Origin of the sequence: Legionella sp. 227 (assembly GCF_043161935.1) — a bacterium.
Classification (GTDB): Bacteria; Pseudomonadota; Gammaproteobacteria; order Legionellales; family Legionellaceae; genus Legionella; species Legionella sheltonii.
The window spans coordinates 2,674,266-2,690,397 of the sequence record NZ_CP171154.1; the positions used below are offsets into that span (position 1 = coordinate 2,674,266).

Sequence of the window (16,132 nt, forward strand, 5' to 3'; positions counted from 1 at the left end):
GGGTTCACTCCATGTCACTAGGTTATGAGAGTACATTTACGAAGAGAGTATTTTAGCAAAGTATGGAACTGTAATGCAGCGTTTAAAATGGTGGCTTTTTATTGCAGGAATATGCCCTGCGATGGCTTTTGCCTCGGCTGAGCCCGATCATGTTGATCCGGTTGCGTTTGTATTGCTTGGTGTAACTACGATTTTTTTCTTTGCAATTATTGGCCGTTATACAGCAAGACGCTTAAATCAGCCTAGTGTTCTTGGTGAGTTAGTCATCGGAATTCTTGTCGGTAATTTATTTTATTATTATGGATTTCCATTGGCTATTTTATTAAGAGAAGGTTCTTCAATTTTTGATATAGTCAGAGAAATACTCAAAGGAGTTCCGTTAAATCAAGCAGTTACATCAATTATCCCTAACACCAATTATGCACAACAAATTGTTGGCGCTTTAAGCGGACCGCACGGATCTGATTTTCTGAAAATAGCTTATATTGTGGATATTTTTTCACGATATGGGGTTATTTTTCTTCTCTTTATGGTGGGTTTGGAAGGCTCAATAGCAGAAATGAAACAAACAGGCCGTGATTCTTTTTTTGTTGCTTTGATTGGGGTGATCGCACCTATGCTCCTAGGGTTTGGTGTCGCTTACCTATTAATGCCTGATGGTTCCTATCAATCTGATTTATTTATCGCTGCTACTCTGAGTGCGACCAGTATAGGTATTACAGCCCGAGTACTGACTGAAATGAAAAAATTACGTACTAGGGAAGCAAAAATCATTTTGGGTGCAGCGATGTTAGATGATGTATTGGGCCTGATAATTTTAGCGGTGGTTAGTTCCTTAGTAATTAGTGGTGTAGTAGATATAATGGTGGTATTGCGCATTATGGTGAGTGCCGCATTATTTTTTGCAGGAACTTTGTTCTTAGGTCCAATTGTTTTACGTAAGGCTATTCATTTTTTTCGTTTTCTTGAACCTTGGGAAGCAAAATTATTTATTTCCTTTCTGTTTATTATGATTCTCTCTTGGTTAGCCTCAGTGCTCCAACTTGCCACAATTATTGGTGCGTTTACGGCGGGAATAATTCTTCATGATGACTATTTCGATGGTATCCCTCTGAGCCAACAAGAAAATCGCAGTATTTATCATTTATTATCTCCTTTGGAATCCATATTGGCGCCTATGTTTTTTATCGTAATTGGTATCCAGGTTAAATTGGAAAGTTTTTACCATTGGAATGTTATCATTTTGGCAACTGGTTTAATCGTCGCAGCGGTAGCAGGTAAATTAATCAGTGGCTATGGGGCGCGCCCTTCAGATGATCGTTTGCTCATTGGTATGGGTATGTTACCGCGCGGTGAAGTAGGTTTAGTGTTTGCTTCGATTGGTCGAACTCTAGGTGTTATTTCCGATGATTTGTTTTCTGCAATCGTTTTGATGGTTATGATTACCACGTTTATTGCTCCTCTGTTACTAAAAGCACGTTATGCGGCGAAAGATAGGAAAGTAGCACATGAATAACCCCTCTTTAGATATAAAAGCCGATGTATCCCGTGCATTACATGAGGATGTAGGTGATGGTGATGTTACTGCGATTTTGTTGTCTGCTCAGCTTCAGGTTGAGGCTGAAATTATTTCGCGGGAGCCTATGGTCGTATGTGGTCAAGCTTGGGTCAACGAGGTATTTAATCAACTTGATGACCAAGTTAAACTGGAGTGGCATGTTGTTGAAGGAGAATGGTTAGCAGCACCATCTACTCTATGTACTCTATATGGCTCAGGAAGAAGTATTTTAACAGGCGAACGTACTGCATTAAATTTTTTACAAACTCTTTCAGCCACAGCGACGCAAACCTATCGATATGCCCAAAAGCTTCAGGGCACACCGACTCGATTACTGGACACGCGTAAAACGATTCCAGGGTTAAGAGCAGCCCAAAAATATGCGGTAACTTGTGGGGGTGGTTTTAATCACCGTATGGGGCTTTACGATGCTGTTTTAATTAAAGAGAATCATATTGCAGCATGTGGCTCCGTAGCTAAAGCGGTTGCTTTGGCAAGACAAAGTCATAAAGAAATGTTAGTTGAGGTAGAAGTGGAAACTCTAGATGAGTTGCGCGAAGCCATTTGTGCTCATCCAGATCGAATTATGTTGGATAATTTTAGTCAGGGTATGCTTGAAAAAGCAGTGAAAATGAATCAACCAAAACATTGCACATTAGAGGTGTCCGGAGGGGTTACTCTGGAAAATATTGCTGCAATAGGGCGGTTAGGTGTTGATTTCATTTCCGTTGGTGCGATTACCAAGTCGATTCAAGCTATAGACTTAAGTTTACTTATTAGGAAGATTTTATGATGCCAATGATTGTTTTTACGGGAGGAGGTACCGCAGGACATGTTGCGCCTAATATGGCATTGATACGTGAATTAAGTCATAAAGGTTGGGAAATTGCCTATATTGGTTCAGCGAATGGTATTGAAAAGCAGATGATAGAACCGCTTAAAATCCCATTTTATGGGATCAGCAGCGGTAAATTACGTCGGTATTTGAGTGTAAAAAACTTATTGGATCCTTTTAAAATTATACTGGGTATAGTGCAATCATTTTTCTTGCTTAATAAGATGAAACCCGATGTGGTTTTTTCCAAGGGAGGGTTTGTCGCTTTTCCAGTAGTAGTTGGGGCTTGGTTAAATCGGATTCCTGTTGTTGCTCATGAATCGGATATGAGTCCTGGACTTGCTAATCGACTTTGTTTTCCTTTTGTTAATAAAATTTGCCTGACTTTTGAAGCGGGGAAAAAGCACTTTAAAAAGCAAAATAAAATAGAAGTCACGGGTACGCCTATCCGTGAGCAGTTGTTTGAAGGTAATAGTGACCGCGGTCTTGAGCTCTGTGGATTTAATTCTAAAAAACCTTGTCTTTTAGTGATTGGGGGTAGTTTGGGAGCAGGCTCTATCAATCGCAGTATTCGTGATGCATTAGAGCAATTAACCAAGGAATATCAAATTATTCATATTTGTGGGAAAGGGAAATTAGAACCTTCTTTAATTGATCATGCAGGGTACAAACAATTTGAATACGTTCATGACGAATTAGCGGATTTGTTAGCTGCAGCGTCAATCATTATTTCTCGAGCTGGGGCTAATTCCCTTTATGAAATTTTGGCTCTAGGTAAGCCCCATATTCTAATTCCTTTACCGGCTGAGGTCAGTCGAGGAGATCAAATCCAAAATGCACGATATTTCCAAGGATTGGGAATTAGCCTCGTCATTGAAGATCGCGCTTTAAATACAGGCACTTTGCTGCAAAGTTTGCATGAACTGGAGAAAAATAAAAAGGATATTCATAATAAAATCAATGCACTAAATATTAAGTCGGCTACGGACCAAATTGTAGCTATAATTGAGGAGCAAGTTCATGTTCAATCCGCAAGCACTGTATGATTTTGTATGTGGTCAATGGGAAAAGGAAATTATTCCCAGCTTATGCGAATACATAAAAATTCCGAATAAATCACCTCATTTTGATCCAAAATGGCAGGAACATGGATTAATGGAGCAGGCGGTTAGTCATATTGCTAATTGGTGTAAAGCCCATGCACCTAAAGGAATGATGCTGGAAATTATGAGATTGGAAGGGCGTACACCTTTAATTTTTATCGAAGTTCCTGGTCAGATTGACGAAACGGTTTTGTTGTACGGCCACCTCGATAAACAACCTGAAATGTCAGGATGGAACGAGGATTTGCATCCATGGAAACCGGTATTAAAAGATGGGCGCTTATATGGCCGGGGAGCTGCAGATGATGGCTATTCTGCATATGCTTCGTTGACTGCAATTTCTGCTTTACAACAACAAGGTTTAGCTATTCCACGTTGCGTTTTAATTATTGAAGCGTGTGAAGAGAGTGGTAGTTACGATCTGCCTTATTACATTGAATTGCTCAATGCACGGATTGGCAAACCCAACTTGGTTATTTGTCTTGATTCTGGAGCAGGTAATTACGAACAATTATGGATGACTACTTCATTGCGCGGTAATTTGGTAGGTGAACTATCCATTGAACTAATTCGTGAAGGAGTTCATTCCGGTGCGGCAAGCGGTATTGTTGCAGACAGTTTTCGGGTAGCTCGACAATTGATTAGTCGAATAGAAGATGAAGTTTCAGGAGAAGTGAAATTATCTGAATTATATTGTGATATTCCTGAAGAAAGAACGCAACAAGCCGAGAAATGTGCTCAGGTTCTAGGAGATTCGGTTTATGCTGAATTTCCATTATATGCTGGGGTTGAACCAGTCACAAAGGACAGAAAACAATTAATTTTAAATCGAACCTGGAAACCGGCATTAACAGTGACTGGAGCTAACGGATTTCCTGCCATAGCGGACGCAGGAAATGTCTTACGCCCTCAAACGTCATTCAAACTGTCTATGCGTTTGCCACCTCTAGTTGATCCTACAGTTGCTGCAACCGTAATGCATGATGCCTTAACTACAAATCCTCCTTATCGTGCCAAAGTACGTTTTAAGATAGGTGATGGATCACAAGGATGGAATGCACCCAAACTTGCCTCATGGTTGGAAAAAGCTGCTGATGAAGCATCAATGGCTTATTATGGTAAACCAGCTGCTTACTTTGGAGAGGGAGGAACCATACCTTTTATGGGAATGTTAGGAAAGAAATTTCCGGAGGCACAATTTATGATTACCGGAGTGTTAGGGCCTCAATCTAATGCGCATGGTCCTAATGAATTTTTGCACTTGGACATGGTGAAAAAATTAACTGCATGTGTTGCTTACGTACTATATAAGACCACAGCCGTTTGACTTCATTTCGCTCCTCCCTTCTCGTCATTTCGAGCCACGATGTCATCCATCGCTACGCTCGATATGGTGAGGCTTCGAGATGGCAGAAGGGGACGGATGCATCCGTTAAGAATCAGGACAAATTTTTTGTTACTCATTGAACTTTAAGCAAAAAATTAAAAAAAACACTCGACAGTGCGCCAAAATCTTGGGATACTTCTGCCGGCTCTGGAACGAGCCACTTAGTCCAACAATTAGGAGAAAATTATGAGAGCAAAATTTATTGCTACTGCATTGTCATTATCTGTAATCACTCTTTCTGCTCATGCAGTCATCACTAAAGAGTCTTCCGTGAAAAAAAAGCCCCCTATAGTCATTCATAAGATTGATCTTAACACCGCAGATTTATCAACACTTACTGGTTCTGTAAAGGGTATAGGCAAAAAACGCGCTGAAGCAATTATCGCCTATCGGAAAAGTCATCATGGATTTAAATCATTGGAAGAACTTGCCGATGTGAAGGGCTTGGGGCAGCGATTTATGACTACAAATCGAGATAAATTAAATCAAGTATTTGTTATTAATAAAATAGAATAAATCATAAACAAGTTATTTTAGGTCGCTGTTGTAAGTGTTATGTCCGACCTATAAAAAATCAAACTATATCCCGGGTTTCGCGGCGTTGCACTTAGACTAATGAGGTTATCACACTTCAATCAGCTTGGGTGAGGGCAGCCGTAACTCGGGGATCGGGTTAAACATTCAAGCGGGTACGGCTAAAAAATAAGTATGCATCGAGCAAAGTAGAGTACTCTATGATTCATAAACAGTATTAAAAGCTTTTTTTTGCATTCGCGTTTTCAGTTCGAAAACACAAAATTATCTGCATGTATAAAAATTCACTCTTTAATTTAAAATTGTTGTATAAGAACTGTCGATTTTTATCCAAATTTAGGATAAAGTAGCGCACAAAAAAAAGAACAGGATATTGCGGCTTATGTTCAGAAAATTAAGGGGTGTGTTTTCCAATGATTTATCAATCGATTTGGGAACAGCCAATACATTGATTTATGTAAGAGATAAAGGGATTGTTTTAAATGAACCCTCCGTAGTTGCTTTGCGTAATGAATCAGGACAAAAACGAGTTGCAGCTGTTGGTCTTGAAGCGAAGCGAATGCTGGGAAGGACTCCAGGCAACATTAATGCGATTAGACCAATGAAAGATGGTGTGATTGCTGACTTTTTTGTTACTGAGAAAATGTTGCAGCACTTTATACATAAAGTACATGAAAATAAATTCTTAAGACCAAGCCCACGTGTTCTGGTTTGTGTTCCTTGTGGATCTACGCAAGTTGAACGTCGTGCAATTCGTGAATCCGCAATGGGTGCTGGAGCTCGTGAAGTATTTCTTATTGAAGAACCTATGGCGGCTGCTTTAGGATCTGGAATGCCCGTAGAAGAGGCCAGTGGTTCTATGGTTGTGGATATAGGTGGTGGTACCACTGAAGTCGCTATTATTTCTTTAAGTGGAATTGTCTATCACCAGTCTGTTCGCATAGGCGGCGATAAGTTTGATGATGCTATTGTATCTTATGTTCGTCGTAACTACGGAACACTTATTGGTGAAACTACCGCAGAACGTATTAAACATGAAATTGGCTCAGCGTTCCCAAGTCGTGATTTATTTGAGATAGAGGTTCGTGGAAGAAATCTCGCTGAAGGCGTTCCTCGTAGTTTCATTCTAACCAGTGCAGAAATTTTAGAAGCACTGCAAGAGCCTTTATCTGGCATTGTTGGTGCTGTGAGGGCAGCGTTAGAATTGGCTCCACCTGAATTAGCAGCTGATATTGCTGAACGTGGTATGGTTCTAACTGGAGGCGGAGCTCTGTTGAAAAACATAGATACTCTGCTGATGGAAGAAACTGGCTTACCTGTATTAATTGCTGAAGATCCGCTAACCTGTGTAGCACGTGGTGGTGGTAAAGCTTTAGAAACCATGGACTTGCGTGGCGGTGATTTCCTCTCAACAGAATAATACATATAACAGATTATTTAGCAGGGGCGGGTACAGTTCTATAGGATTTGTACTCGCTCTTGTCTTTTCTGTTTTCTTAATGTTCTCTGATTATCATTATCGTTATTTAGATAGTGTGCGAAGCGGTTTTTCCTTTATTGTTGCCCCCTTACAATATGCAGTAGATTATCCTGTACGCGTAATTGGTTGGGTACAGTCACTTGTCAGTGCGAAAAAAGCATTAATTGCCGAAAATATGCAATTGCGATACCAACAAACTATGTTGGAAGCAGAGTTACAAAAATTAACGGTAATCCAAAAGGAAAATTCGCAACTAAAAGAATTACTCCTTACCTCGTCACAGGCGGATATGCGTGCAATGGCGGCACAAATTCTTGCTGTGGATACCAGCAATTCACGTCAAGTAGTTGTTTTAAATAAAGGAAAGCGTGATGGAGCATATGTAGGGCAACCTGTTTTGGATGCAAAAGGTGTTATGGGGCAAATTGTTGATGTTGGTCCTATAACCAGTACAGTCTTGCTTATTTCTGACTCTAAAAGTGCAGTGCCTGTGCGAAACAATCGTACTGGGGAGCGGGCCATTCTTGTTGGAACAAATGATATAGAGAAATTATCCCTAATTAATTTACCAAAAACGTCGTCAATTCATCCTGGCGATGTATTAGTCACCTCCGGTTTAGACAGACATTATCCAGAAGGTTATCCTGTAGGATTCGTGGAAGAAGTGAACAGTATTCCTGGCGAAGATTTTGTGAAAGTGAAAGTCAAATCCGTCGCGCTGCTCAATCGTAACCGACTTGTATTACTGATCTGGCCTGATGCGGAACAAGAGCTATTGAATGAACAAATTAATGAGCGATTAAATGCCAAGGAGACCATGTGATGAGAAATCTTCGCATACGGTTGTGCTTGGCATTTATTATAGCTCTTCTTTTATCCATATTACCTATGCCGGAATTAATTTCTGCTTTTCGACCTCCTTGGGTTTTGTTGCTTGTACTTTATATAGAATATTTTTTGCCAGGTAATTTTAGACTGACTACATTATTGTTTGTTGGATTGTTATTAGACGTGTTACTCGCCACAGTAATTGGGGAACATTCATTTGCTTTACTTTTGGTCACCTGGATTGCTTCCAGCAAATCGCGGCGGTTTCAGTTTTTTTCAATGATGCAACAAATTTTTTTAATTGGATTCTTTTGTCTTTTATATCAATCTATTATTTCTTTAATCACCGCGCTACTTGGTTTCAATTACAGCTTATTTACACCCGTAGCGAGTGCTTTGGTGGGTATGTTTCTCTGGCCGTGGATTCGCTTACTTGGAGAAGATACTTTGCTGAAACGATTGGTTTATCGCTGAATCCTCATTCCCGGGCTTAGTGAGGGATTTCGATGCTGTAGCACCGTATGCCGATGGCGCTCACCGCCGCACTCGTGATGGGGGTTGGGTTATTTGAAATGGTGCTGTATTGTTCGGTATTCACCAGGTTGTAAATCCTCTAATTTCCAATTACCAATTTGATGTCGTACTAATCTTAAAGTGGGAAACCCAATTGCTGCGGTCATTTTGCGAACCTGATGATTTTTACCTTCTTTTAAAATGATTTCTAGCCAGCAGGTAGGAATATTCTGTCTGAAGCGAATTGGCGGATTACGAGGCCATAACCGCGGTTCGTCTATAAATTTTACTTCAGCAGGTAAAAATGTAATCTCTTTAAGGACCAAGCCTTTTTTAAGTGGTTCCAAATCTGCTTTAGAGGGTATGCCTTCTACTTGAACCCAATAGTATTTTCTTTTTTCAAATTTAGGATGAGTTAATTGGTGTTGCAATGAGCCATCGTTTGTTAATAATAACAATCCTTCACTATTTTTATCTAATCGGCCTGCTGCGTAAAAATGGGGCTTATGAATAAAAGCAGCTAGTGTATGTTCTGGATTATCTCCAGAAAATTGGCTGACGATACCATAGGGCTTGTTGAACAATATTATTTCAGGCATTCGATATTATCAAAAAGGTAAAGTGGCCTTATAGTAGGTGTTTTCAATATGCTGAGCAATTCCTTTACCCAATTCATTGTTTTTATAGGTTAATTCTTGTACAATATCCAGCATTGTAAAAATTATGTCTGGGTGTATATCGTAGATGAAATACTCGATACTTGTTTCGCTTTTCTTTTGTCAATTTGCCTATGCGATGAATCATATTGTTATGGTTGGGGATGAGAAAGTAGAAATTAAGCATTTAGTAGGCAAAGGAAAAACTTATATCCATTTGCATCATAACGAACAAACGGCTTTAAAAGCAGCCCAAACAGTAATTCAAAAGGAAGGGGGGAGCCTTATTGCTTTGGTCCATTCTGGAGGTCGTAATATCGTATTTCATTTAAATAACCAACGTTATGAGTTTGATCCCAATCGTATTTTTACAGATAACGGGATTAAGAAAACCTTATCGCAGTTTGGCCAATATAATCCCCAGGCGCATCAGGAAGTAAATAAACTGGCAACTAAAATCAAACAATTGTTGCCAAAAGGCAAAGTAGTTGCTGTTCATAACAATTCAACTTATTCACTTAAGGATTATCTGCCAGGGAAGACATTAGAAAATGATGCGCAGGCAATTCATATGACTCCTGAAAATTACTTTCGTAATTTTTATTTAGTCACCAAAATCAATGATTTTCTTCGTTTAAAAAGCAAAGGGTATAATGGAGTTTTACAAAAACCTGCCGCAACAGATGATGGATCTTTGTCTATATATTTATCAAAAAATGATTATATCAACGTTGAAGCAGGATATGATCAGCTGATCGAGCAAATTAAAATGTTGCAACATGCATAAGCTGGCAGAATTAAATAGCTAGCATTTCTTTTTCATCTTTCAATGTCGCTCAGTCAGAAAAGCTATAGGTAGCTAAGCTACGTTTACATTTTTCATCATAAATTTTAAATCCGACATCAGATTGGCGCGTAAAATGCTAGGTATTTAATTCAGTCTGCTTAGTAAGCATCCAAGTGAAGTAATTTAATAGAAATGATACTTGGGATTCCAAGTTATCACATGCTATCATTGCCTTTTCTCTAATTTTACGGAGTTGTCAATGACATACGATAAAATCAAAGTGCCTTCACAAGGTGAAGCTATTACTGTTGCTGAGGATCTGTCACTTCGTGTCCCTAATAATCCTATTATCCCTTTTATTGAGGGTGATGGTATTGGTGTTGATGTAACACCCCCCATGATTCGAGTCGTTGATGCTGCAGTCGCTAAAGCATACGGCGATAAGAGAAAAATTGCTTGGATGGAAGTTTATGCCGGTGAAAAAGCAACTCAAGTGTATGGTTCTGATCAATGGTTGCCTAAAGAAACCTTAGATGCGATGAAAAAATATGTTGTTTCAATTAAAGGCCCATTGACGACTCCAGTTGGTGGTGGAATTCGTTCACTCAACGTGGCAATTCGCCAAGAAATGGATCTCTATACGTGTTTACGACCAATTCGTTATTTCACAGGTGTTCCAAGTCCACTAAAAGAACCAGAAAAAACAGATATGGTTATTTTTAGGGAAAATTCAGAAGACATTTATGCCGGTATTGAATGGCAAGCGGATACTCCTGAAGCGAAAAAAGTGATTGAATTCTTGATGAAGGATATGGGAGTTAAAAAAATCCGTTTTCCTGAGCACTGCGGAATAGGTATTAAACCCGTTTCTAAGGCTGGGACTACACGATTAGTAAGAGCCGCAATCCAATATGCGATTGATAATGATCGCCATACGGTAACTTTAGTTCATAAAGGCAATATTATGAAATTTACCGAAGGTGCATTTAAAGATTGGGGTTATCAAGTGGCACGTGATGTTTTTGGTGCTAAAGAATATGAAGGCGGTCCCTGGTTGGAAATCAAGAATCCTAAAACAGGTAAGCAAATCATCATTAATGATGTAATTGCTGATGCGTTCCTGCAACAAATTCTTTTAAGACCAGAAGATTACAGCGTAATAGCGACACTTAATTTGAACGGTGATTACATTTCTGACGCTTTGGCTGCTCAAGTAGGGGGTATCGGTATTGCTCCTGGAGCAAATATCAGTGATGAAGTTGCTGTATTTGAAGCAACTCATGGAACAGCACCCAAATATGCAGGAAAGAATAAGGTAAATCCAGGTTCAATTATTCTTTCTGCTGAAATGATGCTCCGTCATATGGGATGGAATGAAGCTGCTGATTTAATTATCAAAGGCATGCAAGGTGCTATAGCAGCCAAAACTGTAACTTATGACTTTGAGCGTGGTATGATCGGTGCTACTTTAGTTAGTAGTTCTGGTTTTGGAGATGAGATAATTAAGCATATGTAAATTGAATGGATATCCAATAGCCGAGGTGAATTGCAGAGTAATTTAAGGGAGGACGAAGAGGGGCTCCTAAGATTCACTTTGCTTTACCTAGGCTACAATGTATATCTTTTTCAGTTTATAGCATTAATGAATGCTATCTAACCAATATGTTTTTGATTATTTCAAAGACTAATTTTTTCGTTAAAAATAACTGATTTTACTGGCCAAAAGTGCATAGTGAGTCTATAAAAATAATATAGAGGTTGTATATTATGACTGGGCAAAATCTAGAGGAAATTGTAAGGCATAAAGTCGCTGAGCCGGAACAGAGCACAGAGAATAGAGTGCCTAGAAAGTACAAGGTGGTGTTGCTCAATGATGATTATACACCTATGGATTTTGTAGTTGATGTACTGAAGCATTTTTTTCATCTTAATGAAGAAATTGCAGTTCAGGTGATGTTACAGGTTCATATCCAAGGAAAAGGCGTGTGTGGGGTATTTACACGAGATATAGCAGAAACAAAAGTAGCTCTGGTAAATGAGTACGCCAGAATGAATCAGCACCCATTGCTATCGAGCATGGAACCCGAGTAAATTGCTGTGGGCTGAAGAGGAGCAACGACAATGTTAAATAAAGAACTTGAATTCACCTTGAATTTAGCTTTCAAGGAAGCAAAAGAGAAACGTCATGAATTTATGACCGTTGAGCATTTGTTGTTGTCATTGCTTGATAACCCAGCGGCAGGAAGTGTATTGCAAGCATGTGATGCAAATATTGAAGCCCTACGCCGTGATTTAATTGAATTCATTGATGAAACTACTCCTAGGATCCCTGAGGATGAATTAGATAGGGAAACTCAGCCTACCTTAGGTTTTCAACGTGTATTGCAACGCGCAGTATTTCATGTTCAATCTGCAGGAAAAACTGAGGTAACAGGGGCTAACGTTCTAGCAGCAATTTTTAGTGAACAAGAAAGTCAGGCAGTTTATTTTTTACGCCGTGAGAATATCACACGACTCGATGTGATTAACTATATTTCTCATGGTGTTTCTAAGTATCAAAACAATGATATGCATGAGAACATGAACTCTATGGAAGATGATATGAGTTCATCAGAAGGCAATGAATCACCTTTAGAAAGTTATTGTACAAACCTCAATAGACGTGCGAAACAAGGAAAAATTGACCCTTTAATCGGACGTCATGAAGAAATACAACGTACCATTCAGGTATTGTGTCGTCGCAGAAAAAATAATCCTTTGCTCGTTGGTGAAGCAGGGGTGGGTAAAACCGCAATTGCGGAGGGATTGGCACGTCGTATCGTGGATGGTGAAATACCTGATGCGATCCGTGATTGTATTGTCTATTCACTTGATTTGGGTGCGTTACTTGCAGGTACTAAGTATCGTGGGGATTTTGAAAAGCGATTAAAAGCAGTGTTAAAGCAATTAGGACAACAGGAAGGGGCTGTTCTATTTATTGATGAAATTCATACTATAATTGGTGCTGGTGCCGCATCAGGTGGTGTCATGGATGCATCAAACCTTATTAAACCATTACTTGCAAATGGCGAGTTAAAATGCATAGGTTCAACAACCTATCAGGAATACCGAGGTATCTTTGAAAAAGACAGGGCCTTAGCAAGACGTTTCCAAAAAATAGATATTCCTGAGCCTACAGTAGACGAAACTTTTGAAATATTGAAAGGATTAAAAGGGCGCTTGGAAGAGCATCATGGTGTGAAATTCACTATTCCTGCCTTAAAAGCTGCTGCTGAACTGTCTGCAAAATACATTAATGACCGATTTTTGCCTGATAAAGCGATCGATGTTGTTGATGAGGCTGGTGCTTATCAAAATTTATTAACAGCAAGCAAACGTAAAAAAATAATTAGTGTTACCGAAATTGAAAGTGTTGTTGCAAAAATTGCACGTATTCCTATTAAGAAAGTTTCTGCTCGTGATAAAGATACTTTACGTAATTTGGAACGTGATTTGAAGCTTCTCGTATATGGACAAGATCAAGCAATTACTGCATTAGCCTCTGCGATTAAATTAGGTCGTTCAGGTCTGAGAGATCCACAAAAACCAGTAGGTTGTTTCTTATTCGCTGGACCAACAGGTGTTGGGAAAACAGAGGTAACGCGACAATTGGCTAATGTTTTAGGCATCGAATTACTTCGTTTTGATATGTCTGAATACATGGAAAAGCATACTGTTTCACGTTTAATTGGTGCACCTCCAGGATACGTTGGTTATGATCAAGGGGGGTTGTTGACAGAAGCCGTGACTAAAAATCCTCATGCGGTACTGTTGCTTGATGAAATCGAAAAGGCCCATCCAGATGTATTTAACTTGCTGTTACAAATTATGGACCATGGCACTTTAACCGATACTAATGGTCGTCAAGCCGATTTTAGGCATATCATTTTGGTAATGACCTCAAATGCTGGCGCCGGAGAATTAGTACGAAACTCTATCGGTTTTTCACAACAAGACAACAGCAATGATGGCCTAGAGGTGATTAAAAAACAATTTAGTCCTGAATTCAGAAACAGACTCGATGCCATCATTAATTTTGCTCCATTGGATGCAATCACGATTGGTCTTGTAGTTGATAAGTTTATTATGGAGTTGGATGAACAGTTAAGTCATAAAGGGGTTACCTTTAACGTCGATAAAATGGCTCGTGAATGGCTTATTGAACATGGCTATGACAAAGTCATGGGCGCTCGTCCAATGGCCAGATTGATTCAAGAAAATGTTAAAAAACCTCTGGCTGATGAGCTTTTATTCGGTAAGTTGATGCACGGTGGTCATGTAACCTTAAAAGTTAAAGATGGTAAATTACATTTTGATAGTCATGATCATAGAGAGGGCGTTTTTTAAATGACGTTGACTGTAACAATAATAACCAAAAATGAAGAGAGGAATATCAGAAGGTGTCTCGAATCCGTTCGATTTGCTGATGAAATAATTGTCCTGGATTCGGGAAGCACCGATAAAACAGTAGCCATTGCCAAAGAATATACGGAACATGTTTTCTCTACTGATTGGCCTGGTTATGGTGCTCAAAAACAGAGAGCCTTATCAAAAGCTCGGAGTGACTGGGTATTGAATCTTGATGCTGATGAATCAGTCAGCGAGGAATTGCAACGAGAAATCATGGAATCTATGGCGTCTAATTCAGCAGATGCTTTTAGAATAGCAATTCAAATGCATTTTTATAATAAACCCCTAAAGTATTCTTCTAGCCCTAAGCGTCATATTCGTCTTTTTAAACGAGCGAATGCACATTTTAGTGATGATATTGTCCATGAAAAAATAGTACTTCCAGAGGGTACACGAATAGGTAAAATTAAAAGCCCCATTAAGCACCACTCCTTTAAAGACGTCAGTCATGTTTTATATAAAATGAATAAATATTCATCCTATAGTGCAAAAACATATATTCAAAAGAAAAGAACCCCCAGTTTTATAAAAACGATGGCCAGCACTTCATGGATGTTCCTCCGGTGTTATATCTTGCAATGTGGTTTTTTGGATGGCAGAATAGGTTTTTTATTTGCAGTATTTAATGCACAAGGAACATTTTATCGTGGCATTAAGCAATTGTATCAAGATATTGATATGGAACAGTTGCCCTCTTTGGCAAAAAGTACAGAGGAATTAATTTGATACGAAGCTTCCTAGAAGGAAAAGTTAATTTAATTGCACCAACCTTTCTTGTTTTCTTGGTCTTTTTTATTCCTATAAGCACCAGCATTAAATCAATTTTATTGATATTAAGCTTGCTTGCTTTGCTATTAACTCCTTATTACAGACAATTTTTACCTTACGCATTTAATACAATATGGGCTCGTTCCGCACTTGTTTTGTTTTTGTTTGTCCTTATTGCTTGTTTCTGGTCTCAAGCTCCATTTTCCTTACAATATAATGTTATTGATAAATATTCTAAACTCATTTTCTTACCCATTCTTGCTGTGGGGTTTGTTAAATCAAAGACAAGGGTATGGGTTTTGAATTCATATATATTGGTGATGTTACTCACCAGCATTCTTTCATGCCTTAAGGAGATACAACTTTTTGCGATCAACACAGAAGATCCGGGATATATTTTTTATAATCATATCGTTACGGGTTTTATGATTGCTTTAGGAGTTTATTTTGCCCTAATTTTAGTATTGCAGAATAATAAAAGCGGTTGGATGCGGTTTTTCTACTTACCTATGATTGTAGTGGGAAGTTATCAAATATTATTTATTAATACTGGAAGAACAGGCTATGTTACATATGGAATTTTAATGTCACTGGTTATCTTACAAAAATTTACACCCAAAAAAGCACTATTAGGGATGGTGATATTTCTTGGGGCAATTTGTTTGGTTTATGTTCTAAGTCCCGTAATGCAAGATAGAACTCTTTCAATGATTAATGAAATCAAGCTCTTGCAAAACAATCAGGCGAACACCTCCTTAGGTTTTAGAATTCAGTTTCATCAATATGCCCAATCTTTATTTGAAAAGCATCCAATTTTAGGAGTGGGCACTGGAGGATTTCAGTATAACTTTGTTAAAGACCAACCGATTCCTTCTTGGGGGCATAAGCTAAATGAGCCCCATAGTCAATATTGGCTGACCCTTTCCGAACTTGGTTTGGTAGGGATGGTTCTTTTCCTGATTTTTATAGGCACATTGTTTACGACTATGTTGCAGTTAAATGAAATGAAACCATTTCTTTTAGGTCTGCTGGTTTCTTTTTGTATCTTATCTTTTTCAGATACTGTATTTTGCTATTCAACAATAGGCTACCTATTAATACTTTTCAGCGCTTTGAGTTTTGGCGAATTAATTGAAAAAAATGAAGAAGGTGCAGTTCACACCATGATACCATTCGAGATCGCTCCTTGTACTGGGGATGACGTGGGTTCGTTGTCCTAATCTCGGCTACACAT

The 16,132-nt window shown here is 38.8% G+C and carries 15 protein-coding genes; 14 read left to right on the plus strand and 1 reads right to left on the minus strand.

Features of this window, described 5'->3' with window-relative positions:
• The first annotated feature begins 73 nt into the window (after positions 1-73).
• The 8 genes from ACF8MK_RS11595 (at position 74) to mreD (ending at position 8,199) form a co-directional block, all read left to right on the plus strand.
• The gene (locus ACF8MK_RS11595) at positions 74-1,516 is read left to right on the plus strand and encodes a cation:proton antiporter (protein WP_392536797.1); all 1,443 of its coding nucleotides are present in this window, start codon (positions 74-76) and stop codon (positions 1,514-1,516) included.
• Positions 1,509-2,351, plus strand: coding sequence for a carboxylating nicotinate-nucleotide diphosphorylase (nadC, locus tag ACF8MK_RS11600; protein ID WP_392536798.1), 843 nt, complete (start codon positions 1,509-1,511; stop codon positions 2,349-2,351). Before ACF8MK_RS11595 ends, nadC begins: the two co-directional genes overlap by 8 nt.
• Positions 2,348-3,439 (plus strand): undecaprenyldiphospho-muramoylpentapeptide beta-N-acetylglucosaminyltransferase, encoded by a 1,092-nt coding sequence (locus tag ACF8MK_RS11605; RefSeq protein WP_392536799.1) that lies wholly within the window; start codon positions 2,348-2,350, stop codon positions 3,437-3,439. Before nadC ends, ACF8MK_RS11605 begins: the two co-directional genes overlap by 4 nt.
• Positions 3,414-4,823, plus strand: a complete 1,410-nt coding sequence (locus ACF8MK_RS11610) for a M20 family metallopeptidase (protein WP_392536800.1) — start codon at positions 3,414-3,416, stop codon at positions 4,821-4,823. The genes ACF8MK_RS11605 and ACF8MK_RS11610 overlap by 26 nt, the downstream gene beginning before the upstream one ends.
• Before the next feature lie 246 nt (positions 4,824-5,069).
• Complete coding sequence (locus tag ACF8MK_RS11615; RefSeq protein WP_392536801.1) at positions 5,070-5,399, plus strand: ComEA family DNA-binding protein; 330 nt, start codon at positions 5,070-5,072, stop codon at positions 5,397-5,399.
• 400 nt (positions 5,400-5,799) lie between these two features.
• A complete protein-coding gene (locus ACF8MK_RS11620) occupies positions 5,800-6,837 on the plus strand; it encodes a rod shape-determining protein (protein ID WP_003636696.1) in 1,038 nt (345 codons plus the stop codon).
• The gene (gene mreC, locus ACF8MK_RS11625; protein WP_265704690.1) at positions 6,815-7,720 is read left to right on the plus strand and encodes a rod shape-determining protein MreC; all 906 of its coding nucleotides are present in this window, start codon (positions 6,815-6,817) and stop codon (positions 7,718-7,720) included. The genes ACF8MK_RS11620 and mreC overlap by 23 nt, the downstream gene beginning before the upstream one ends.
• Positions 7,720-8,199 (plus strand): rod shape-determining protein MreD, encoded by a 480-nt coding sequence (gene mreD, locus ACF8MK_RS11630; RefSeq protein ID WP_265704691.1) that lies wholly within the window; start codon positions 7,720-7,722, stop codon positions 8,197-8,199. Before mreC ends, mreD begins: the two co-directional genes overlap by 1 nt.
• Positions 8,200-8,288: 89 nt before the next feature.
• Here the strand turns inward: mreD and ACF8MK_RS11635 are convergent, their stop codons facing one another.
• On the minus strand, positions 8,289-8,837 hold the full coding sequence (locus tag ACF8MK_RS11635) for a pseudouridine synthase (RefSeq protein ID WP_265704596.1): 549 nt from the start codon (positions 8,835-8,837) through the stop codon (positions 8,289-8,291).
• 145 nt (positions 8,838-8,982) lie between these two features.
• On the opposite strand from ACF8MK_RS11635, the gene ACF8MK_RS11640 reads away from it, so the two are divergent.
• From ACF8MK_RS11640 to ACF8MK_RS11665, 6 genes are all read left to right on the plus strand, one after another.
• Positions 8,983-9,681 carry a protein tyrosine phosphatase gene (locus ACF8MK_RS11640; RefSeq protein ID WP_392536802.1) on the plus strand — a complete coding sequence of 233 codons (699 nt, stop codon included), beginning with the start codon at positions 8,983-8,985 and terminating at the stop codon, positions 9,679-9,681.
• A 259-nt stretch (positions 9,682-9,940) separates the two neighbouring features.
• Positions 9,941-11,197 carry an NADP-dependent isocitrate dehydrogenase gene (gene icd, locus ACF8MK_RS11645; RefSeq protein WP_392536803.1) on the plus strand — a complete coding sequence of 419 codons (1,257 nt, stop codon included), beginning with the start codon at positions 9,941-9,943 and terminating at the stop codon, positions 11,195-11,197.
• A 251-nt stretch (positions 11,198-11,448) separates the two neighbouring features.
• Positions 11,449-11,772 (plus strand): ATP-dependent Clp protease adapter ClpS, encoded by a 324-nt coding sequence (gene clpS, locus ACF8MK_RS11650; RefSeq protein ID WP_392536804.1) that lies wholly within the window; start codon positions 11,449-11,451, stop codon positions 11,770-11,772.
• 30 nt (positions 11,773-11,802) lie between these two features.
• A complete protein-coding gene (clpA, locus tag ACF8MK_RS11655) occupies positions 11,803-14,067 on the plus strand; it encodes an ATP-dependent Clp protease ATP-binding subunit ClpA (RefSeq protein WP_265704600.1) in 2,265 nt (754 codons plus the stop codon).
• On the plus strand, positions 14,068-14,856 hold the full coding sequence (locus ACF8MK_RS11660; RefSeq protein ID WP_392536805.1) for a glycosyltransferase family 2 protein: 789 nt from the start codon (positions 14,068-14,070) through the stop codon (positions 14,854-14,856). It abuts the gene before it with no gap.
• The gene (locus ACF8MK_RS11665; protein WP_392536806.1) at positions 14,853-16,118 is read left to right on the plus strand and encodes an O-antigen ligase family protein; all 1,266 of its coding nucleotides are present in this window, start codon (positions 14,853-14,855) and stop codon (positions 16,116-16,118) included. The genes ACF8MK_RS11660 and ACF8MK_RS11665 overlap by 4 nt, the downstream gene beginning before the upstream one ends.
• The last annotated feature ends 14 nt before the right edge of the window (positions 16,119-16,132 follow it).